We start from the raw sequence: 21,638 nt of genomic DNA, 5'->3' as shown, positions 1-21,638 counted from the left end.
CCTCTTATTGTTAGTGATTTAACTTATGTTCAAGTTAATGGTAAGTGAAACTATATTTGCTTATTAATCGACCTATTTAACCGCGAAATTATTGGACATAGTGTGTAGGTACTAAAAAAGATGCATCATTAGTATATCAAGCATTTATGCAATCAAATCGCTGTTTAAAAGATATTCAAATATTTCATAGTGATCGCGGTAATGAATTCAATAATAAATAAAACTATTGATAAACTTTTATTAATATTCGTAATCATTTTAATTCAAAAATTAGGAATTAAAAATCCAGATAGTAGTGCTGTTCAATTTATTCCAATGGCTACTTCTGCTTTACCTTCGGTTGCCAATGTTTATAATGGTGGAGAACAACTTAATAATAGTGTTATTTATAGGTATAAAGGATTAGATAATCAAATAAAATATATAATTGGTATTGTTTATGATTATATTAATAAATTAGATCCAAAAATAATAGTAATGCCTAAACTTTGACTTAATGAGATTTTGTTTGGTAGTAAAAGTGATTTATTAGAAAATAATTTTGCTAATAGTAAATTAAGCAAATTTACTGATAATGAGTTTAAACATTACTTACCAATTATTAGTAATAAAAATGATTATAATATTGATTTAGCACAAATTTCACACTCAGGATATTTGGAAAGTAAAGGTATTAGTACTTCATTATCATCAGTGTATGATATTAGTAATTTACGTAGTATTATGAAGAATAATCAATATAGTTTACAAATAATCATTTCATTTTTTGGTATTTTTAGTGTTATATTATCATTAATGATTATTGTTATTGTTACTAATATTAGTGTTCGTGATAATTTAATATTAATTAATATTTTACGAAGTTTAGGCTATACGGCATTAGAAGTTTCTTATAATTTCTTTCTGGTAATAATACCGGCATTGGTAATGAGTAGTTTGGTTGCTGTTTTTATTGTTCCTTCTTTAGTAATGGTACTTTCTAATTTATTAGCAACTTTTGCAAAAATCGCATTTCCTATTGTTTTTCGTTGATGATATTTTGCATTGATGATTAGTATAAATATTTTAATTTATTTAGTTTCATACATTATTACTTGAAAGTTAAACGTTAATAATAAACAATTAATGACATTAACTAAATAATATATAATCTGGTTTGCTGCTATTAAATAAAAAATTACACATTAAAATGTTTTAATTTTAAAAAATATTTTTAAATTGATAAAATTAATTTGAAGTATCAACTGAGGTTAGTGGAATATGGTAAAAATATTTTTTAATTATTTGCGTGAACAAAGAAAAAATATTATTCAAGTTTTAGGGTTAGGCTTTTTAGTTATGATTATGATTATAACTTTTTTAAGCATTCAATTTTCTGATCAATATGTAGAAAATCAATATTTAAATGATATTAGTCAAAATACTAATTTTCAAGAATTAAATGAATTACCAATTGAAAAAAATAGTGTAACCCATCCACATTTCAAAATAAACAAAAAGAAGAAATTTTAGCTAAGCAAAAATTTAAGATATTTAAAAAAGAAATTGATCAAAAAATGAAAAAAAATTATATTGAGTTATTACCTAAAATACTTGATTTTAAAATAGAATTAAAGAAATTAGAAAAAGAACTTTTTAACTTTACAGTCAAAAAGTTCTAAATTAAGAAAATCTATTATTAATTTAAATACAAAGAAAATAAATCCAAGAATTAATTTTTATATTAAATGTATTACTTTAGGTTTTTATGATTGAAATAAAATAACAGAAAAAGAACTATGTGAAAATAAAAATGAATTTATAAAAACCAATAGGGAAAAAGAAAATTTAAAAGAAAAATATGATATAGTAAAAACTAATATGCAAATATTAATTAATGAGCAAAACTTATTACAAGAAGATCTTAAAGAATTATTTGCAAAAGAAAATGATTTGAAAAAATATATAAATTCATTTAATTTAGAAGAAAAAGATTCAATAAGAGATTGAAATAAATACTTTTCATCATCAGTTTAATGATATAAATAATATTATATGAATAGTTAATTATTTAAATATAAATTTATATTTATGGTTCAACTAATAATTCATTATTTGATGTTTGTTCATCATTGCTTTCTTCAATAATATTATTATCAATAATAATATAATATTGTAAATATTTATTTCAAATACTGATAATTGGTTTATACAGAAAACTACTAAACATGAAGTTACCAATGCCATGAATAGCATCAAAACTTAATCCAGATAATCAGTAAAGATAAAAACTGGATTTACCAAATAATATTAAATGAATTAGAGAATCAAATGTACCAAAAGTAAAACCTCATAAACTTGTAATAATTACAAAAATTCATCAATGCTTTTTAATTAAATGACGAAATATTCAAATTATTATGACCAATATTGGTCATATACTAAAATATAAAAATATTCAACTATTACCACCGTAAAGTAGAATTTCTAATGAAGCAAAAATTAAAGGAATAGTAATTGACATATATAGTGGAAAAACTAATGCTGAAAATGCTAATAGAAAAGTTACAACTTCAATATTTGGTAATATTGCTAATACTTCTTTTAAAGCAAAAACTAGTGCTGCATATGAAGGAATAATCAAGATACGAATTAATTTTTGGACATGGTTACTCATATTTGTTCTCGGCTTTCTTTATTTTTTAAATTTAAAACCACCTCATAAAGGTGGTTTAGTTATACTAATCGGAGATAAAACATCAATTAAAATTATATAACTGTTATCTGCACCCAGAGATTAGTTTAATAGTGTTAAATAGATAGGTCTACTGGCTTAACTTCATTTTACTTGTTACCCTTCTCAAAATCTTTGATTTCAATGGATTATGTAACTTTTATCAGTATCACAGTTGCTGGGGCAGCTTAAGATTACTTAATTCCCTTTTATGAACAGTTGTTCATCTATTTAATTTTATTCAGTTGTATTTAAGGATAAATGATTTAATATATTAAAAATATATTATACTTTTTGTTTATTTTTTGTTTAATAATGACACTAATTGTGCTTTTGGTAAATTATTCATTTCATTTTGATATTGTTTAAACATATTTTTACATGTTGTAAGTTCAGTTAATGCTTCTTTTAAGTTACCTCAACCTTCAATTATGACTTTCTTTTTTTGTAATTCTTTATACTGTAAAAAGAAATTAACAATTTCATCACGTAAATGTTGTGGTACATCTTTTAGATCTTGATACTCATTAAAGCGTGGATCAGAATTAACAACACCAAATAATTTAGTATCAACTTCACCACTGTCAATCATTTTAATCATTCCTAAAACTCTAACTTCTACTAAGCAACCAGGGAAAGTTGGATAAGTAATTAAACTAATAATATCTAAAGGATCACCATCATAATCTAAAGTTTCAGGAATATATCCATATTCACCGGGATAAAAATTAGCACCATAAAGAACACGATCTAATATCATAGTTTTAGATTTTCAATCATATTCATATTTATTACTTGATCCTTTGGGAATTTCAACTACCATTTGCACAATGTTATTTTCACTTTTATTCATTAATACTTCATCTCCTTTTAAAAATTAATTTTATTATATAATAAATAAACGTTTTTTTATATATAATTAAAATAATAAATGTATTTTAAGGAGTAAAAGATGAGTTTAAAATATGAGAAAAAGTGACAACAATTTAAAAGTAATATTAATAATTCTTTAAAATTAACTACTCATAGGATAGCATTAATTAGTAGTTTATTGGCAGTTACAACATTAATGACCTTATTAGAAACACCACCTATTTTTTTACCTTTTTTAAAAATTGATTTTGGTAATACTATTAATTTAATTGCATTGTTAATTATTAAACTTCCTTATAGTTTGTTAATTGCCATTATTGTTCCTTGACTAAGTTTAATCTTACCTCATTTTCCTTCTGGTAATGCTGAACCAATTGGTGAATTTGCTTATATGTTAAGTACCATTACTTTATTGTTATTATATAGTAGTTTTAAATTATTATTTAAGCAATTACCATTTTGAAAAACGCAATCTAATAATTCTTGAAAACGATTAATGATTATTGAAATACCGACAGTTGTTATTACTTGTATTTTAGTATCATTAATTAGTGCTTTTTATAATTGAGCTTTTATTTTAGACATGTATGGTGCTGGTGATCTTAAAGATAAGATTTGAATTGTATTTGTACCATTTAATTTAATTAAATTTACTTCAGTTTTGCTTTTATATTTATTATTAGTTAGGCCAGTACAAATTTTAGTACAACATTTTAATATTTAAATAATATATTTTAATTGATCTTTTTTTAATTCTATTACTAAAGATTCTTCACTATTTTGTTTTATTTCTGACTCTTCTCAAGGTCTTCAAATATTTACTTCTTCTTTATAATCTTCATCAATTACTAATCGTTCTGAATCACTATCTTCTTCTGAATTATCAAAATAGTTGTTTTCTATTTGTTTGTTAATACTTACTGATAATAAATTTATTGTTTGCTGTTGATTTAAAAATTCTTCTTTATAATTTTGATTTTCATTATTATCACAATTTATTTCTGCAATATTGATGGCTGCTTCTAATATATCTCTTGGAGCTGAGTTGACTGAATGTTTTGTTTTAAGTTCATTCTTTCTTGCTTTTTGCTTTCAAATTCAAATTGTTGTTTTTGAAATGCCAGTTTCTTTTTTGATTTCACCATAACTTTTACCATCTTGTAAATATTGTAATACTTTTTCTTTTATTTCCGGTGTATATTTTTTTGCCATCTTTTAATCTTCCTTTTCTTTTAGCAATTTTATTTAATAAAATCCTAATACAGAAAAAATATCTATATAAGGATTTAACACTATTTAAATTAATGATTAATATTATAATTTATTTTTTTAGTTTTTGTTATTTTTATTTTAATAAAAATTATCTATCAAATTATTATTATGATATTTTTATTGTTAATTAATTTTCTAAATTAGAGTAGTATTAACACTTTTTATAAAAATTTAATAAATGTCTTGTTTTTTAATTAAAAGTAATTTATAATTTTTATAAATAAGTATTTAATTAATTAAATACCTATTTTAAAAAGGAGAAGTTATAATGATAGTTAAAAGTGTTGACCAAGAAAAAGAAAAAGTAGATATAAAAACAAAGAAAAAAATAAAGATTAATTCAAAACAACAAATTTTTAATATTACTTTGACAGGAATTTTATTGGGATTAGCTGTTGCTTCTTCATTAATTGAAATACCTATTCAGTTTATGGGAGTAATTTTACCATTAAGAATTTTTGATTCATTAATTATTGCTTTTGCTTTACCAATTATTGGTTTATATTATACATTAGCAATTGGTATTATTGAACCTTGATTACATTTATTAGCAGATAGTGATCATCCGCCAATTCAAATTTTCTTTGATAATATTGCTAATATTTTATTTATTGTTTCTTTTTATTTTATTTACTACTATCTTTTTAAATTGTGTAATAAAAGTAAAAATTTAAAAGTAGATACTATCAAAAAAGTAAGTGCTGGTCTAGTAATAGTACCCTTAAATGCGATTATTGCTACTTTATCTTTTGTTTTAACTTTAGTAGTACTTTATTTTAGTCCTAACCTACCAAGACCTGATGAATATGATAATAATATTCTTAATTTTAATAATCATTCAGTAATTATATTATTTATTTTACTTGGTATTGAAATTTTAAGATTTATTTTTATCTTTATCTTATTTAGCTTAGTTGAAAGAAAGATAGGTTCTGCTAAACGTTATTATTTTTAATAAAAAGTATTTTATTTTATAAAATAAAATGTTAAATTAATACTTATTAATTAAAAATAAAATGTGGGAGTAACATATGAAGTTAATAGTTATTTTAATTATTATCATGAGTATTATTTTTTTAATTGGTTTTATAATAATATTTTTTCTGAAATTAAGAAAAAAGAAAATAAAATCATCAAGGAAAATAAAATATCGTTTATGTGATCCAAATTCTTATCATAGTAGCATTATCAAGAATAGAAAGTTTAAAAGTAATAATGATTTAGTAAATAATAAAAAAGTATTGGAAATGTTAACATATTTACAGGAAAGAGATATCGCTAATTATAATAATATTATTCCTACTTTTTATAGCATTTTGGAAAAACCTATCCAACATAATTTGGAAGCTAATAAAAATGTTAATTATTTATTAACTAATATTGTTGATATTTTATGTCACCATCATCACTGTATGGTAAATCCCTTACATTTGATTAAACATTTGTTTAATAAATGTAATAATAAATTACATCAACACAAAAAAAATTCTCATTTTACTCAAGAGAATAATCATTCAGTTAAACCAACACATGTTTTTAATAAAACACAAACTAATGCTTCTACACCAAAAACTAATGTTTCTACAACAAAAAAAATAATAAACATACTTTCTCATAAATTTATAAATATTCCTTTACTAGTTATTAGTCCTAACTTAACAAAAACGGAATATCTAATTAAATTCATAATTAAAATGTATTAAATATCTACTAATTTAACTTATTAGTAGATATTTTTTTTAAAAATAAAATTTACTGTACATTATTTTGTAATAGTTTATAATAATAAGAAAATCATTATAAATGGAGTGTAAAATATGAGACGAAAATTAAATTTATTTTTTACTACCAGCCTTTTATTAAGTTCTAGCATGTCGCTTTTAGCATTCACAATTGATACAAACAATATTAGTATTAATAATTTTGCCAACAACAATGTTGATACTAAAACAGCAACTAAGTATGCTAATGAAACCTCTATTGTTGGTAAATCGTTATTAATTGCTAAAAATAAAGGTTTTAATACTAATAATTTATTAAATGATATGTATAATCAAACCCCTTCTATTCAAATTGATAATCTTACAGGTAAGAATACTGGAAATGATTTTATTAATGATTGAACTAGTAACTTAGATGGTAATAGTATTAATACTATTCAGGGTTTATTTCAACGTAATGGTATTAATCAATCTAAAGTTGATTCTGTCACTAATAATATTAATAGTTATAATAGTTATCGTGACATATTGCCAATGCTTAAAAATTATTTAAATAATTCTATTTTATCTAATGATGATACTGTTAATATGATTGATGGAATGTTAAAAAATATTAAAAATTTAATACCAAATATTAATGATTACTTATCTTATACTAATTATATTCCAATTATAACTAATACTATTGATGAATTATTAGCAGATTGAGATCAAGAAGATAATTTTAGTGGTAATACTACTTTTGAAAAAATGCAAGATTATATGTCAAAGAAAGCGACATTTGCTCAAGCTTGAAATATTCCAAGTCATGAAAAGTGATACTATGTTAAAGATGAAGCAAAAAATTGAAATTGAAATCAATTTTATGAATATATAGCTGGTGTTAATTTTAATTATATGTTTAAGTCAATATCAGGAAAATATATTGGGGAAATGATTAGCGATAATATTAAATATGCTTTATGAGGTGCTGCACCTATCGGTTTTAATTCTGATAATTTTAATGTTACATTTAGTGAAACTCTTAATAAGATTTTAACAAATCCAGTGGCATGACCTTATTTAATAAAAACAATAATACCAATGGTTAAAAGTGAAGTATTAAAATTAACTAATCCAACTCTTGGTATTGATAGTATTACTTGAGATGATAAAACACCACTTAAAAATAATACAGTTCAACTAAAAAAAGTATTAACTATTTTTCAAGAATTAATATCTTCAAAAGATAATATGCTTAAATTAGTTACCAATTTAATGACCGGACCTTTTGGTGAAGATATTATTGCGAAAGCTACCTTTGCATGAACTGATTCATATTGAACATTACCTGAGATTCAAAAGAAATTTTCTTTTATTTCAGCTATTAGTGATATTCCTCAACAAGTTGTTAATAGTTTAGAATCAGCAATTAAAAATGTTCCAATTAATGACACAATTAATAAAATATTTGAGTTTACTAATAAATATTTAACAACAAATCCATTAATTGATTTAAAAGATTTAGTAAAATATTTAGATTTAACTTTCGGTAGTAAAGATTTTATTAATGCTTTAAATAATCTTAAATATATTATTAATCACCCAACAACAGATAATATTAGTAAAACTAAAGAAATATTACAATTATTAGGTGTTCAATTTTGTGATGAAACTAATTTTAAACAAGATAGTGTTCTTGCAAACTTTTCTAATTGATTAAATACTCCTACTAGTAGTTTAAATTCCTTACTAAATATAATAGTTGATAAAACACATCATAATGGTATTCTTGATAATATGTTAAAGGACCAAGAAAATTTATATAAAGATATGTATAGTAAATATTTTGATATTAACAATAATAGTTATTTTACTTTAAGTGATATTGCAATGAATACATTTAAACATGATGATGGTAGTGTTAGTGCAGTTTTAAGTTATAAAATTAAAAATAATTTAGATAATAAAAGTTATGATATTACATTTAAAAATGCTAATTTTCTTACAAGTAAAATCTTTAAAATAAAATTATTTCATATTAGTTAATAATTTTCTTCAATAATTAGATATTTTAATTTAAAAAGTATATTAATATACAAGTCAGTTATTGCATTTCTCTTTAAACAATTTAAAATATAGATAACTTATAGATTTAAGAAAAAGTTATTGGGGAAAATAAAGGGGACTAATTATGAAATCATTATTAACAACATTAAGTGTTTTAACACTTGCAACAACCACAGGAAATTTAATCAATATTTTAAATACAATTGAAGAAAAAACTAATATTACAACTAATTACATTCAAAGTAAAACACAACAAGATACAATTTACAAAAATAAAAATGGAGAAGAAATAAAAACTAATATAGAAGATTTGTCAGAGATAGAGAAAGTAAAGAGGTTGTTCAAATTGGTTTTTATAAGAATCGACAAGGTGAAATTCAAGTTGCTAGAATGCCAGAAACAATTGAAAAAGTACCTGACAAACTACCATCAGAAATAACATCTTTGAGTTATATGTTTACTCGTGCGAAATCATTTAATCAGGATTTGTCAACTTGAGATGTATCTAATGTCACAGATATGAGCAGTCTGTTTAGTGCCACATCAGTATTTAATGGTAATATTACTAATTGAAATGTGTCGAAGGTGACAACTATGAAACAAATGTTTTATTATGCAGCCACATTTAATCAGGATTTGTCAACTTGAGATGTATCTAATGTCACAGATATGAGCAGTCTGTTTAGTGCCACATCAGTATTTAATGGTAATATTACTAATTGAAATGTGTCGAAGGTGACAACTATGAATAGTATGTTTAGTGCTGCTGGATCATTTGAAGGTTCATCATCATTTAATCAGGATTTATCAAATTGAGATGTATCTAATGTCACAGATATGAGTGGTATGTTTAGGAGAACTTGAAAATTTAATGGTAATATTTCAACTTGAATTACTTCAAATGTCACAGATATGAGTGGTATGTTTGCATATGCAACTTCTTTTAATCAAAATTTATCACAATGAAATGTTGAAAAAGTAAAAAACCATGATAATTTTGCTATTGAGTCAGGCATTGCATCAGATCTTAGTAAATGACCAAAATTTAATAAATAAAATAAATGTTTCAAGAAGAAACAATAAAAAATAATATAAAAAATGATTTTAAACAAATATTATTTAAAATCATTTTTTATATTATTTTTTATTGATAATCTAAGTAAAGATTGTTATTTACATTACTTAAGATAATTTTTATTTTCTTTATTTTGAATATTGTTTTTTAAATGTTTTGATTTTATAATGTATATGAACAGACAAGAAATATATGCTTAAATCATTAAGCCTGTTTAGTATTATTACCTAAACAGGTTTTTTTGCTGTTTAATTAGAGAAATTTTAACTTAGAAAGAAGAGTAATTAAATGATAAATAATCAAGAACAGTATAAAAAAATTATTACTATTGCTTTAAATGCTATTGGTGCTGGTAGTGCTGGTGCAACTACTAAATTATTACATAATGCTCGTCAAGTTTCACAATGATTAAATTTAGCAAATGCTTTAAATAGGGGTGTTTTTGGGACAGCATTTACATTTTTACCAGATAGTAAAAAAGTAGCAACATTAATAGAAGTTTGAAAAATATTAACAAATACCTCATATATAGTTACAACATTAGATGTTAATTTTATTAAAACAATATTTACTAAAGCAGTAATTGAGATTTAACAATTCCTAATTTACTACCATTTATTAGTTTTGAAATATCTGCTATTTCTGGTGTTTTGGCTGGAACAACAACACTTACACGTATTTATTTTACTAATAAAGATTCAGCAACTAATAAAATATTAAAGTCAATTGAAGATGGTTTTAATTTATTATGTCCTTTTGCTGCAATTATTGGAGGAGGATCATTATTTTGAACACCTACCTGGTCTTGATTCAAAAATTATTGCTCCAATTTTTGCTACACTTGATGGAGTTTCTGGAACTACTAATTGATTAATAAATAAATTTTGAAATCCTATTGATTTTGAAACTAATAATGAAAATCAGAGCATATTGGATAATGAAGAAAATGGTACTTTATTAATTAATGATGAAGAATTTAAGACAAGATGTAATGAAACAAATATTGATAATGATTCATCTTCATTAAACTCTGTTAATTCAGTTTTTGTTGCTAATTAGTAATAGTTTTTTGTTAAATTTATTTAAATAAATTTTTAAAATTTAATAATAAAAAACACTAGCATCTTTATTGTTGCTAGTGTTTTTTATTGTTTGATTTGTTAACGTTATGCTAAAAGTAGTGTTTTGTGGGAGTATAAATATTTGTTATTGCATTATCTTAAAAAGCATTCTAAGATATAAATAACTTATAGATTTAATAAAAAGTTATTGAATAAAATAAAAAGGGAGGTTTTCAATATGAAAACATTGATTACTGCACTAAGTGTTTTAACATTTGGGACATCTATTGGAACTTTAAATACTGGTTTAAATAAAACTTCACAAAAAATTGAACTTTTAGATAATAAAACACAACAAGATACTATTTACATTGATAAAGATGGAAAAGAACAAACAACCAATAAAAGAGATTTATCAAATATAAAAACTACCAAAATTACTCAAATTGGTTTTTATAAAAACAAACAAGGTGAAATTCAAGTTGTTAGAATGCCAAAAACAATTAAAGAAGTACCTGATAAATTACCATCAGAAGTAACATCTTTAAATTTTATGTTCAATTGGGAGATTGTCAAAAATCCGGAATAAATTAAATCGTTGTAGTCTTATTATAATTTAGGTAATGTTTAGTAATCTGTGTAACTTACAAAAATAACTATGTTTAATTAATTCTAGTAAATATAATTAAATGACTAGAAAGAGTGAGTTACAGATGGCTAAAAAAGATAACTTTAATAATAATGATCCAATATCAAAAGCAGTAGATTTATTATTAGAAAATACTGAAGATTTAACAACAGTTTTTAAAGAAGGGGGTTTATATAAAGAATTAACAAAACGTTTAGTTGAAAAAATGTTGAATTCTGAGATGCAAAATTATTTAGGATATGAAAAAAATCAACATAGTAATAGTGACAATGCTCGTAATGGTATAAGTTCAAAAAAATTAATAACTCAACAAGGTAAAATTGAGATTGATGTACCACGAGATCGTAATAGTAATTTTACTCCTGTAATAGTGCCAAAAAGACAGAGAAGATTTGATGGTTTTGATCAACAAGTTCTTTCCTTATATGCAAAAGGTATGACATTATCAGATATTAGAATGCAGTTACAAGAGTTATATCAGGGTGCTGATATTAGTGAAAGTATTATTAGTCAATACTGATGATGTTATTGATGATGTCAAAGCATGACAAAATAGACCATTAGAAGGCATTTATCCTATTGTTTATTTTGATTGTATAGTAGTTAAAGTACGACAAGATAAACGCATTATTAACAAATCAGTTTATATAGCTTTAGGAGTTGATTTAGAAGGTAAAAAAGATGTTTTAGGTTTATGAATTAGTGAAAATGAAGGTGCTAAATTTTGATTAGCAAATTTAACAGAAATGAAAAATCGTGGCTTAAATGATATTCTTATTGCCTGCAGTGATAATTTAACAGGCATGTCAGAAGCAATACAATCAGTTTATCTTAAAACAGAACATCAATTATGCATAGTTCATCAAATTAGAAATAGTTTGAAATATGTCTCATATAAGCATAGAAAATCTCTAGTTGCAGATTTAAAACCAATTTATACTGCATGTAGTGAAGAACAAGCAATGCAGGCTTTAGAATCCTTTGAAAATAAGTGAAATAAACACTATCCTCAAATTGCTAAATCTTGATATAAAAATTGAGATAATTTAATGGTTTTTATTAGTTATCCTGCAGAAATTAAAAGAGTGATTTATACAACAAATGCTATTGAATCTGTAAATAGTCAATTACGAAAAATTATCAGAAATAAAAAAGTTTTTCCTAATGATATGGCAGTTTTTAAAATATTTTATTTAGCAATTGAAAATATAACAAAAAAATGAACAATGCCCATTCAAAATTGAAATACAGCAATTGCTCATTTTATGATAAAATTTGAAGATAGAATTAATCTAAACTAGTACTTTGTAAAACAAAGATACACAGATTACATAAAAGCCTCTAAATTTAGACAAGAAATAATTTGGATTTTTATGAAATTGTAAATTTATCTTACTACTAATTTAAAAATATTACAATTAAAATACTCAATTTTATAAATTATAAAAACATTTTAATAATTTAATTAACATAAATATATAACAAAAATTCTTATTAACTTTTAATTTAATAAGTTTTTTTAATTTTTTATTTTAAAATAAGTAAAATTATGTTTTTAAATTTATTTGATTACATTTAAAAATAACCATTTTTATATAAATAAAAATACTATATGTTCTATTAACAATCATTTCTTTTAAAACATGTCAAATATTTGTTTCAGTAAAACAACCAATATTTCATTTTGCACCTTGATTAACAATACCTTTTTTATTATTTTTAAAATATTGTTTTTTTAACTTTTTATGATTATCTAATTCTTTATATAAATAATCAATTAATTGTTCATATTGACCATTATTAATGAAATCTTTACAATTATTATATTCACTTCAATATTTTCCTTTATTTCCCGCCATTATACCAAGATATAATGTTCTAATTAAATGGAATTTATCTAAAACAAACTCAGCACCAAGATAATCTGCTACATCTTTAATTCATCCAGCACTATCTCCACAAATAATTATTTTTGCTTGTTCAACATTTTCATAAAATTTTTGACAATGTTCTTTAACAAATTCAGCAGTTTTTTTAACTCCAATTGTATTTTATTTGAATGTTGTTTACATAAATGACATTCTTTTTTATGTTTTCTAATTTCTTTATATTGATATATTAAATAAGGACTTGTAATAATAATTGGTTCAATAGCACATAATCAAACTAATGGTTATCAATCATATTTAGGACATGACTATACAGTCTACTGGGGGGGCTGGAACAACTATATGAGCAACAAAAACTAATGATAAATTGGGCGTATTTCAAGTCTAGTTATAATTTAATTTTCTTTAAATAAAAGATAAAATAAATTATTAATTGTTATAAATATTATAACCCTATTTAGGGTTAATGTCAAGTCTTAATATAGATTTTATTAACTTTTATAAAATGAAAATTCCTAACTATTTAGGTTTAGATTTATTAAATTTTATAAATTTAAACAAATACTTTTAATTTATTAATTCTTGCTTGTTTTAATTTTAATAAATTAAAAAATGCTTCTTTTGAATAAATTTTTGCATTATTATTAGATATTGATTTGATTAAATGATAAACATCACTTTCAGCACTACAACCAATATTTCAAATAGCATTTTGATTTTCAATACCTTTTTTATTATTTTTAAAATATTCATATATTTTTTCATCAGCATTATTTTCTTTTAAATAATTTAATAATTTATAATAATTACCATTTAAAAATAATTTATAATAAGCATAATTTAATTTTTTATTATTTTCTTTTGTTCTTTTACCTTTTCCTACAATAAATACTTGTTTTAATTTTTGTAATGGATGTCATTTATCTACAGTATAATCAATTTTTAAATAATTAGTAGTAGATTTAAGATAAGTTGCACCATCACCCGTTAATTTTAAATTTTCATTAGTATAACCAATAAAAATATTATCTACATTAGTTATTATAGATTTAGCAAATTCTTTTTTTGTAATTCTTTGACCTTTTCTAGTTGATATAACAAAAATATATTTATTTTCTAAAACATGTCTATTATCAGTAGATTTATTTAAATCAAAACCAGTACTTATACTTACTGTTCTATGTCTAAATTTTCTTTTCTTTTTATTATCAATTAAATTATTATATGATTCATCTGATTGAATATAAATAAAATCAGTTGGTAATATTTTTATTTTTTCTTTTGGTAATTCTTGAACAAATATATTAGTTTTTTTTACTCTTCTACAAATTGTTGATAAAGATATATCTATTTTTAAATTATGTTTAATTATAGGATATGTAATATTATTAAAATCAGCTTCATAAATTATTGATTTTGTTACTTGATTAGTAAAATTTTTATTTTTATCAATATTAATATATGTATCTAATGGATATAAATATTCACCAGTAATTTTATGTTGATATACTTTTTTATAAAAATCTTTTACTATTCCATACATTGATGTAAAAGTTCTTTTAGCAGTTTTAACATATTTATATTTATTTTTATCATAGTAATTTTCATACCAATATTTATCATATTTAATTAAATCATTTTTATAATCTAATAACATTTGTTTTTCATGACTAATTTTAAACTGATTATGAGGAAATTGTTCAGGAAGTAAAATCATAATATTATTCCTTTCTAAATACATGACTTTGAGTATAACAATAATTAACTGGTGAGTGTTGTAATATACTTTAGTTAAAATGTTATAATTAGTATATAAATATTGAATATAGGTGATAAATATGCCAGCAAAAAGAAAAGAATTAGGAAATTATAAAGAAAAAATAAATGAATATTTTAGAGATAATAAAAATGTACCAACTAGAATGACAAAAACTGGTTTAAATTTAGCATTAGGAATTGATAGAAAATATATATTTGATTGCCGACGCTACCAGACAAAATGACAACAAAATTTTTTAAAGGAATATGATAAAGCATGTCAAAAAATTGCTAATTATTTATTACGTAATACTATGAAAGACCCAAAATATCAATGAGAATATTTAAGAAAATGTCATCCAGAAGAATTTGATGATTTACAAAATAATTTTGAAGAAAATAACTCAAAAAGTAATATAATTATTAATCTTTGTGAACCAAGAAAAATAGAAAATAATGATTAGAAACCTATAATAAATATAGGTTTTTTTCTTTATTTTAAAGGTAAAAAATGATATAATTAAATAAAGTGAATATGTTAAATAACATATATAAAAGTGACCTATTAACCAAGTGAATTATTAAAATTTAATAAAAGGGAGATTAAAAGTATGAGTGATTTTACTTTTGATGAAAAAGAGAATTATAGTTTAGATGATGTTAAAAATTTACTAAAACAACATAGAAATGTAGTATATGCTGAAAGTAAAAAAAAATATTGAACCTAAATTAAGTGAATATGAAACAAAAATAAAAGAATATGAAAATAAAGTTAATGAATATCAAGAAAAAGAATTATTTAATGGTTTTAATGATAAACAATTAAAAATAGTTAAATCATTAATTAATACTGAATATAAAGAACTTGATAAACATTCTGCTTTAAATAAAATAAAAGAAGATTATGCAGAAATATTTAATAATAATTTACATAATAAAGAAATAAAAAAACAAGAAATTATTAAAAATGAAGAATCTAAACAAGAGTTTTTTAATCCAAAAACACTTTTTGAATTAGATAATAATATTACATCTAAAAATGAAGAATTATTAAAAAATACAGAAGTTGTAGGAGCAAAAACTAAACAAGAAATGATTAAATTTTTAGAATTTTTATTTAGTAAATAATTAAATATTTCTCAAAAGGAGAGATATTATGGCTATTCCACAAGTTCCAACTGGTTTAATTACTGGTGGTAATAATGGAGAAATAAAGCAATGTTAACTGCTATGGAAGCTCAAGTAAAAGGTATACTTTATAATGATGAAAGTATGATGTTTTTAAAAGCAAGTGCAGTTGCAGAACAAATAAGTGAAATACCCCTGGAGCAGTAGAAGCATATTATCGTATTGTTGAACGTTTACGTTGAGGTTCAAAATATGATGTTATGACTGGTACAAATAAACAATGAACAACATTAAGAACAACTAGTGTTATTTTAGACCAAATATTAGTTATTGATTGAAGAACTGAAGATTTTGATATGAATAGATTTATGTCAAGTCCAATTCCATTAAAAGCAAATATGTTATCAATATGAGCAGAAAGTGCATTAAGAAATTATTTATTTATACAAGAATGTATTTTTTTACAAGGTATTAAAGATTATTGTATTGCTAAATCACAAGTAATTCCTATTAATATGTTAGAAATGACAGAAGATACAGCAAAATCAGCATTTTATCAAATTGGAGATAAAATGAATGAATTATTAGGAAATATAACTGAAACTGAAATTGGTACAAATGTAAGTGATTTTATTGGTGCATTAGGATTTACTCCAATGTTACAATTAACAAAAGCATATTTAAGATTAAATTATGGTCAAATTTCAGCAGATACTGTAGCAAGTGGTCAATTATATAAACAATCAGTATTTGGTATGTTTTTATATAAACATATGTTTTTAAATAAAGATATGGTTAAAGATACTAAAACTGGTTTACATTTAGAAAAAACATTTGATTTAAAAAAAGTATTAGGAGTTTTTGTACATAGAAATGCATTTGCACAACCTAATAGTTTTCAAAAAATTGTTAATTTAATTGATAATGATACATTAAATCAAAAAACATTAGGTAAAGCACTTTATGGTATAACAACAGCAATTCGTGGTTGATTATCATTTATTATTATGGAAAAAATGCCAACAGCTGATGAAATTAAAGAAGCACAAAAACGTTGTTGAACTAATTGAATTAAATTAACTCCAGCAGAAAGAGAAAAATCACCAGTAACATTTAAAATTGCTGATTTTGATGATTTTAGAATTAGTTTAAATGATTTAATTTAGTTTAAAAATTTAGGAAAAATTAAAATGGCTGGTGATACACCAACTAATGATGAATTAGAAACTGCAATAATAAATGCTGGTAATAATGGTTATGAAAAAGGTAAAGCAACATTTAGTAATATTACATCAAAAAAGTGCTACTATGACTGGTAATGATAAAGATTATATTGAAGAAATAGAATTAAAATTTTCTAAAAAATAATTATGGAATATATTTATAAATATTTTGATGAAAAAGCACATATTACTATTTATTCACCAAAGCCAGAAGATTTAACTACAAGTAATGATATTAGAGCAATTTTATTAGATGAATATCCTAAATTAAGAAATGATTATTTTATAGTAAGTGATGTACATGATAGTTATGCAATATGTGTTGGAGATAATATACATTGTGAAGGTAAAGTAATAATTAAAATAGAAAAACAAACTAATGTAGAAGGAGTAAATGAAAATGCCAAATGACACCATTATACAATCAAATAATTATACTTTATTAAAGATAATTCGTTCTTCAATAAGTCCTTTAATGGCAATGATTGGTACAAGTGCTTATTATGGTCAAGTAATAGGTAATCCAGTACTAGGTTCAATTAATAGTTTATTATTTGGTAAAAAATTAGGTTTAGATATTTGAAATTTAAATCAAAGACCAAATACTAAAACTAAATTAATTAATAGTTCTAAAAAAATATTATTAGGATTAGGAACAATTGGATTATCAAATTATGCTAAATTTACTACTAATTCAATTAATCCAAAACCTAATCCATTTCCAGAAGATTTATTATTAATGAAAAATAATAATAATTTAATGGATTGAGATACATTTATTAGTTTAAATTCATATGGTATATCAAATCTTATTAGTGGATTAACTGAGTTAATACCTAATAAATTTGAAACAATAAGAAAGATTTGTAATATGGCAACTGGTGGATGTTTGATTAGTAGTGGTGTTGCTATGGGTATAAATAATGATTTTAATAATGCTTATGCAATACCTACCATAATTGCTGGTGCAAGTGAAATTATCCATAATTTACTACCTATGGAAACTACAAATCATATTGAAGAAATGCAAGAAACACTATTTAATAATGAAACTGCAAATCTTATTAATGATAGTGTAAGTGAATATGGTACTACTAGTGAATCAAATTTAAGATGAGATTATAGTCATATGAGTTTATAATGTTACCTTTAATTATTGAATGAATATATTATGCATTAGCAAGTAATAATATTAAATTAGCATTAATAAATGCTTTAAAAAATTATTATAAAAATCAATCATTAAAAGCAGTATTTGATAGTGAAAATATTAGTGAAAAAGAAATACATCAACCATATAGTGTTTTTAATCCAAATATACTTAAAAAATTAACAAGTATATTAAAACCAAGTGAATTATCTATATTACAAAATGAAATTAATAAATTTAAAAATCCAATAAATAGTTTTAAAAATTCTATTATGCCAACAGAAATTAGAACAGTTAAAAATTATGTAAATAAATTTGATAATTTATTTAAAGAAAATGAAGAAGAAATACCAGAAAATGCATGAGAAGTATTATCAAGTTCATGATTTAAAAAAGGAAGATTTATTGTTAATAATAAAAATTTAAAAATTGGAACTTTAACAACATTATTTCAAAGTGATAATGATAAAAGACAAATATGATATGGTCCATATACTTATCCAACATTTCCACAAGAAATATGAATATTAATGACACAAGCTAAAGGTAAAAATGGTTCTGGTGCTGGAACAATATTTTGAAAATTTTGAAATAGAAAATGATTACCAAGTCAACTAAGAAAATATGTTAAAAGTGAATTAGCAAAAAAAGGTAAATATTATGGTTCACAAGATACTAGTGTAATTTATCCTAATAATATTAATGTACAAAAAACTATGCATTTTAATAATAGATTAGAAAAAGGTTTTTTTAAATTAAAAGAATATAAAACTTTATCTAAAAATGAAATTGGAAGTACACAATGAAGATATGAAAGAAAACAATTATTAAAAAATTCTTTACATACAAATAAATATATAAAAATTAAAAGAAATTCTAATTTTTATAAAACATGAAAGTAGGTGGTAATTATTATTGAATTAGATAAACCAATTAAACCAATTGGTATATGAAATACTATTAATCCATTAAGTAAAGATAATAAAGAATATAAAAAATTAAATAAGATTTGATTTAATAAAAATAGTACTCATATAGATAAAATAAAAATTTTAATATCAAATATTTTAAAAATAACTAGTCATATTATTGGTATGTTAATAACATTATTTTTTACAATAACACCTTGATTAATACCTAAAATACCAATAGAAATGGGAATAGGTAATTATACTAATCAATATAATTTTACTTGACCTGACCATTTAATATTAACTTTATTTCCTATGTTTGGTCATATTGGATTAAATTTAATAACTAAATTAGGTAATTATGGAAAATTAATTAAATATGCATTGATAACAATACCAATTATTATTACAAGTCCTTATTTAATATATCAATATAAAGAAATTAGAAAACATAAAAAAGAATGTCATTTATGTAAACAACATTCAAATAAAATACAATTGGAGGAATAAAAAATGAATTTATCTACAACAGTAATATCAGCAGTATTAAGTGGAGCAGTTGCTAGTGGAGTAATTGTTACTATTGTTTTATTATTTTTATCAAAATTTATTAAAAAATCAAAACAATCAAATTTAGCAAAAGAATTAAAAAATAATAAAGAATTAGAATTTATTAAAGCAAATATTAAACAAATAAATTCTCAATTACAATTAGAAACTACATCAACTGCTAAATTACTTGATAGTTTTAATGTAGAACAAGAACAAATAGATAATTTTGTAATAGCACAAAAATCTAAAAAGAAAGAATTATCTGAAAAAGATAAGAAAAAAGTAACTAAATTTAAAATTTAAAGGGTTTAAATACCCTTTATTTTACATTAAGGAGTAAATTATTATGGCTATTAAAGACCCAATAATGTTTATTACAATTGAAGAATTTAAAAATTGAAAAGGTTTTAATAAATCATTATTTGATGAAGTTACAACACCAGATAGTGAAATTAGATATGCAATAGAAATTGCAAGTAGTAATATTGATTATTTAAGTGGTTTTACTATTTCAAAAAAATGACCAGAAATAAATCCAACAAAATTTACAGATAATATTCAAACTGCAACTACTCATTATGTTAATTTTTTATTAGGTAAAGGTGTTGAATATGCACGTGGTCAAGCAAGTATTGGTCAAGGTGGTATTACTTATTCACAAAATAATCCAGAAGACCCTTATTATATTGTTCCACAAGTATTTAATTATTTAAAAGAAATAAATGAATATCCAATTATGCAAGGTTTTAATCTTAATGTTTCACCTAAACAAAATTGATTTAAAAAATTTATGGGTACTGGTGGTGAACAAAATCCATGAGAAATTTATTTACAATCTAATAATATTAAAAGTAGTGATAATAGAACTAAAATTACTATTAGTCATCCAAAAAATATTATGGGTTCAGTAGTTGATATTGATACAAATGGTATAAAATCATTTGATAATTTAACAACAATTGAATTATTTACTAAATATTTTAGTAATGATACTATGAAATTAGTTGATGGTAAAGAAGGTCAAGAAAAGAAAGTTATTAGTGCTACTGGTGGTATTGGTGAATCATTATGAGAAGTTGATAAAGATAATCCTAATTTTATTAAACCAATAGATGATAAAGGTATTGATGTTAATGGTAAAAGAATTATTGATGTTGGAACACCTACTTTTTTAAGTGATGCTACAACTAAAGAATATGTTGATGAAAAAATTGACAAAAAACAAGATAAAATAGATAATTTACAAGATAAAATTTTTAATAATAAAGATGATAAAGATAATACTACAAGATTAGTAAATAAAATTATTAAAACACATAGTGACGGTCAAACTTTAATTTATAGAAATAATCCAGTTGTAACTGATGATTTAGATATTCCAAATAAGAAATATATAGATGATAAAATACCTAATTTAGATAATTATTATACAAAAAAAGAAATAGATGAATTAAAAAGTGATATTGATACTATAATAAGTTTTAAACAAGAGCAAACAGATAATAAATTAGAACTACTAATAAAACTGTTGTTGGTGGTATAAATGAATTAAAAGAAAAAATACCTAATTTAACTGATTATTATAATAAAACTGAGATAGATAAAAAATTAGAA

General features: G+C 22.2%; 27 protein-coding genes, 2 pseudogenes and 1 riboswitch. Of the genes and pseudogenes, 24 read left to right on the top strand and 5 right to left on the bottom strand.

Annotation, left to right across the window (positions count from 1 at the left end; translation table 4 throughout):
• Window positions 1-3: 3 nt before the first annotated feature.
• The 4 genes and pseudogenes from ACI2WJ_RS03425 to ACI2WJ_RS03410 all read left to right on the top strand — a co-directional run.
• Window positions 4-218, top strand: a pseudogene (locus ACI2WJ_RS03425) (DDE-type integrase/transposase/recombinase); the annotation flags it as partial.
• The gene (locus tag ACI2WJ_RS03420; protein ID WP_400254835.1) at window positions 202-1,143 is read left to right on the top strand and encodes a hypothetical protein; all 942 of its coding nucleotides are present in this window, start codon (window positions 202-204) and stop codon (window positions 1,141-1,143) included. The pseudogene ACI2WJ_RS03425 and the gene ACI2WJ_RS03420, both read left to right, overlap by 17 nt.
• Before the next feature lie 117 nt (window positions 1,144-1,260).
• On the top strand, window positions 1,261-1,512 hold the full coding sequence (locus ACI2WJ_RS03415) for a hypothetical protein (RefSeq protein WP_400254834.1): 252 nt from the start codon (window positions 1,261-1,263) through the stop codon (window positions 1,510-1,512).
• Window positions 1,513-1,860: 348 nt separating this feature from the next.
• Window positions 1,861-2,016: a hypothetical protein gene (locus tag ACI2WJ_RS03410; RefSeq protein WP_339049056.1), complete on the top strand. Its 156-nt coding sequence runs from the start codon at window positions 1,861-1,863 to the stop codon at window positions 2,014-2,016.
• Between the two features lie 52 nt (window positions 2,017-2,068).
• On the opposite strand, the gene ACI2WJ_RS03405 is transcribed toward ACI2WJ_RS03410, so the two are convergent.
• Window positions 2,069-2,656, bottom strand: coding sequence for a hypothetical protein (locus ACI2WJ_RS03405; protein WP_338957592.1), 588 nt, complete (start codon window positions 2,654-2,656; stop codon window positions 2,069-2,071).
• Between the two features lie 124 nt (window positions 2,657-2,780).
• A riboswitch (cobalamin riboswitch) is annotated at window positions 2,781-2,959 on the bottom strand.
• A 52-nt stretch (window positions 2,960-3,011) separates the two neighbouring features.
• On the bottom strand, window positions 3,012-3,566 hold the full coding sequence (locus ACI2WJ_RS03400) for an inorganic diphosphatase (protein WP_400254833.1): 555 nt from the start codon (window positions 3,564-3,566) through the stop codon (window positions 3,012-3,014).
• Between the two features lie 99 nt (window positions 3,567-3,665).
• On the opposite strand from ACI2WJ_RS03400, the gene ACI2WJ_RS03395 reads away from it, so the two are divergent.
• Complete coding sequence (locus tag ACI2WJ_RS03395; RefSeq protein ID WP_252319995.1) at window positions 3,666-4,310, top strand: hypothetical protein; 645 nt, start codon at window positions 3,666-3,668, stop codon at window positions 4,308-4,310.
• Here the strand turns inward: ACI2WJ_RS03395 and ACI2WJ_RS03390 are convergent.
• Window positions 4,307-4,798 carry a hypothetical protein gene (locus tag ACI2WJ_RS03390; protein WP_400254832.1) on the bottom strand — a complete coding sequence of 164 codons (492 nt, stop codon included), beginning with the start codon at window positions 4,796-4,798 and terminating at the stop codon, window positions 4,307-4,309. The genes ACI2WJ_RS03395 and ACI2WJ_RS03390 overlap by 4 nt on opposite strands.
• 328 nt (window positions 4,799-5,126) lie before the next feature.
• Here ACI2WJ_RS03390 and ACI2WJ_RS03385 point away from each other — a divergent pair, with 328 nt between their 5' ends.
• The 9 genes and pseudogenes from ACI2WJ_RS03385 (at window position 5,127) to ACI2WJ_RS03345 (ending at window position 12,714) form a co-directional block, all read left to right on the top strand.
• On the top strand, window positions 5,127-5,813 hold the full coding sequence (locus ACI2WJ_RS03385) for a hypothetical protein (protein WP_252320001.1): 687 nt from the start codon (window positions 5,127-5,129) through the stop codon (window positions 5,811-5,813).
• A 76-nt stretch (window positions 5,814-5,889) separates the two neighbouring features.
• The gene (locus ACI2WJ_RS03380) at window positions 5,890-6,561 is read left to right on the top strand and encodes a hypothetical protein (RefSeq protein WP_338980837.1); all 672 of its coding nucleotides are present in this window, start codon (window positions 5,890-5,892) and stop codon (window positions 6,559-6,561) included.
• A 114-nt stretch (window positions 6,562-6,675) separates the two neighbouring features.
• A complete protein-coding gene (locus ACI2WJ_RS03375) occupies window positions 6,676-8,607 on the top strand; it encodes a hypothetical protein (RefSeq protein WP_400254831.1) in 1,932 nt (643 codons plus the stop codon).
• Window positions 8,608-8,752: 145 nt separating this feature from the next.
• Window positions 8,753-9,067: a hypothetical protein gene (locus ACI2WJ_RS03370; RefSeq protein WP_400254830.1), complete on the top strand. Its 315-nt coding sequence runs from the start codon at window positions 8,753-8,755 to the stop codon at window positions 9,065-9,067.
• Window positions 9,019-9,684: a BspA family leucine-rich repeat surface protein gene (locus ACI2WJ_RS03365; protein ID WP_400254829.1), complete on the top strand. Its 666-nt coding sequence runs from the start codon at window positions 9,019-9,021 to the stop codon at window positions 9,682-9,684. Before ACI2WJ_RS03370 ends, ACI2WJ_RS03365 begins: the two co-directional genes overlap by 49 nt.
• Before the next feature lie 307 nt (window positions 9,685-9,991).
• Window positions 9,992-10,297 (top strand): hypothetical protein, encoded by a 306-nt coding sequence (locus tag ACI2WJ_RS03360; protein WP_400254828.1) that lies wholly within the window; start codon window positions 9,992-9,994, stop codon window positions 10,295-10,297.
• 138 nt (window positions 10,298-10,435) lie between these two features.
• Window positions 10,436-10,762, top strand: coding sequence for a hypothetical protein (locus tag ACI2WJ_RS03355; RefSeq protein ID WP_400254827.1), 327 nt, complete (start codon window positions 10,436-10,438; stop codon window positions 10,760-10,762).
• A gap of 240 nt (window positions 10,763-11,002) precedes the next feature.
• The gene (locus tag ACI2WJ_RS03350; RefSeq protein WP_400254826.1) at window positions 11,003-11,353 is read left to right on the top strand and encodes a hypothetical protein; all 351 of its coding nucleotides are present in this window, start codon (window positions 11,003-11,005) and stop codon (window positions 11,351-11,353) included.
• 124 nt (window positions 11,354-11,477) lie between these two features.
• Window positions 11,478-12,714: pseudogene (locus ACI2WJ_RS03345) on the top strand (IS256 family transposase).
• A 246-nt stretch (window positions 12,715-12,960) separates the two neighbouring features.
• Here the strand turns inward: ACI2WJ_RS03345 and ACI2WJ_RS03340 are convergent.
• A complete protein-coding gene (locus ACI2WJ_RS03340; RefSeq protein WP_339038926.1) occupies window positions 12,961-13,272 on the bottom strand; it encodes a hypothetical protein in 312 nt (103 codons plus the stop codon).
• Between the two features lie 583 nt (window positions 13,273-13,855).
• Window positions 13,856-15,043: an Mbov_0401 family ICE element transposase-like protein gene (locus ACI2WJ_RS03335; protein ID WP_400254599.1), complete on the bottom strand. Its 1,188-nt coding sequence runs from the start codon at window positions 15,041-15,043 to the stop codon at window positions 13,856-13,858.
• A gap of 97 nt (window positions 15,044-15,140) precedes the next feature.
• Between ACI2WJ_RS03335 and ACI2WJ_RS03330 the strand changes: the two genes are divergently transcribed.
• The 10 genes from ACI2WJ_RS03330 to ACI2WJ_RS03285 all read left to right on the top strand — a co-directional run bounded on the left by ACI2WJ_RS03330 (window position 15,141) and on the right by ACI2WJ_RS03285 (window position 21,567).
• Window positions 15,141-15,524 (top strand): hypothetical protein, encoded by a 384-nt coding sequence (locus ACI2WJ_RS03330; protein ID WP_400254598.1) that lies wholly within the window; start codon window positions 15,141-15,143, stop codon window positions 15,522-15,524.
• Window positions 15,525-15,756: 232 nt separating this feature from the next.
• Window positions 15,757-16,188, top strand: coding sequence for a hypothetical protein (locus ACI2WJ_RS03325; RefSeq protein WP_400254597.1), 432 nt, complete (start codon window positions 15,757-15,759; stop codon window positions 16,186-16,188).
• 260 nt (window positions 16,189-16,448) lie between these two features.
• Window positions 16,449-17,354, top strand: coding sequence for a hypothetical protein (locus ACI2WJ_RS03320; RefSeq protein WP_400254825.1), 906 nt, complete (start codon window positions 16,449-16,451; stop codon window positions 17,352-17,354).
• A gap of 24 nt (window positions 17,355-17,378) precedes the next feature.
• Window positions 17,379-17,507, top strand: a complete 129-nt coding sequence (locus tag ACI2WJ_RS03315; protein WP_400254595.1) for a hypothetical protein — start codon at window positions 17,379-17,381, stop codon at window positions 17,505-17,507.
• A gap of 51 nt (window positions 17,508-17,558) precedes the next feature.
• The gene (locus tag ACI2WJ_RS03310; RefSeq protein WP_400254594.1) at window positions 17,559-17,843 is read left to right on the top strand and encodes a hypothetical protein; all 285 of its coding nucleotides are present in this window, start codon (window positions 17,559-17,561) and stop codon (window positions 17,841-17,843) included.
• Window positions 17,812-18,552, top strand: coding sequence for a hypothetical protein (locus ACI2WJ_RS03305; protein WP_400254824.1), 741 nt, complete (start codon window positions 17,812-17,814; stop codon window positions 18,550-18,552). The genes ACI2WJ_RS03310 and ACI2WJ_RS03305 overlap by 32 nt, the downstream gene beginning before the upstream one ends.
• Window positions 18,552-19,463 (top strand): hypothetical protein, encoded by a 912-nt coding sequence (locus ACI2WJ_RS03300; RefSeq protein WP_400254592.1) that lies wholly within the window; start codon window positions 18,552-18,554, stop codon window positions 19,461-19,463. The genes ACI2WJ_RS03305 and ACI2WJ_RS03300 overlap by 1 nt, the downstream gene beginning before the upstream one ends.
• On the top strand, window positions 19,464-19,982 hold the full coding sequence (locus tag ACI2WJ_RS03295; protein ID WP_400254591.1) for a hypothetical protein: 519 nt from the start codon (window positions 19,464-19,466) through the stop codon (window positions 19,980-19,982).
• A 3-nt stretch (window positions 19,983-19,985) separates the two neighbouring features.
• Window positions 19,986-20,327: a hypothetical protein gene (locus tag ACI2WJ_RS03290; RefSeq protein ID WP_174480417.1), complete on the top strand. Its 342-nt coding sequence runs from the start codon at window positions 19,986-19,988 to the stop codon at window positions 20,325-20,327.
• Between the two features lie 43 nt (window positions 20,328-20,370).
• Window positions 20,371-21,567, top strand: a complete 1,197-nt coding sequence (locus ACI2WJ_RS03285; RefSeq protein WP_400254590.1) for a hypothetical protein — start codon at window positions 20,371-20,373, stop codon at window positions 21,565-21,567.
• The last annotated feature ends 71 nt before the right edge of the window (window positions 21,568-21,638 follow it).

Origin of the sequence: Spiroplasma endosymbiont of Cleonymus obscurus, from assembly GCF_964273375.1 — a bacterium.
GTDB lineage: Bacteria > Bacillota_I > Bacilli_A > Mycoplasmatales > VBWQ01 > Spiroplasma_E.
This window is presented reverse-complemented; position numbering and strand designations above follow the sequence as displayed.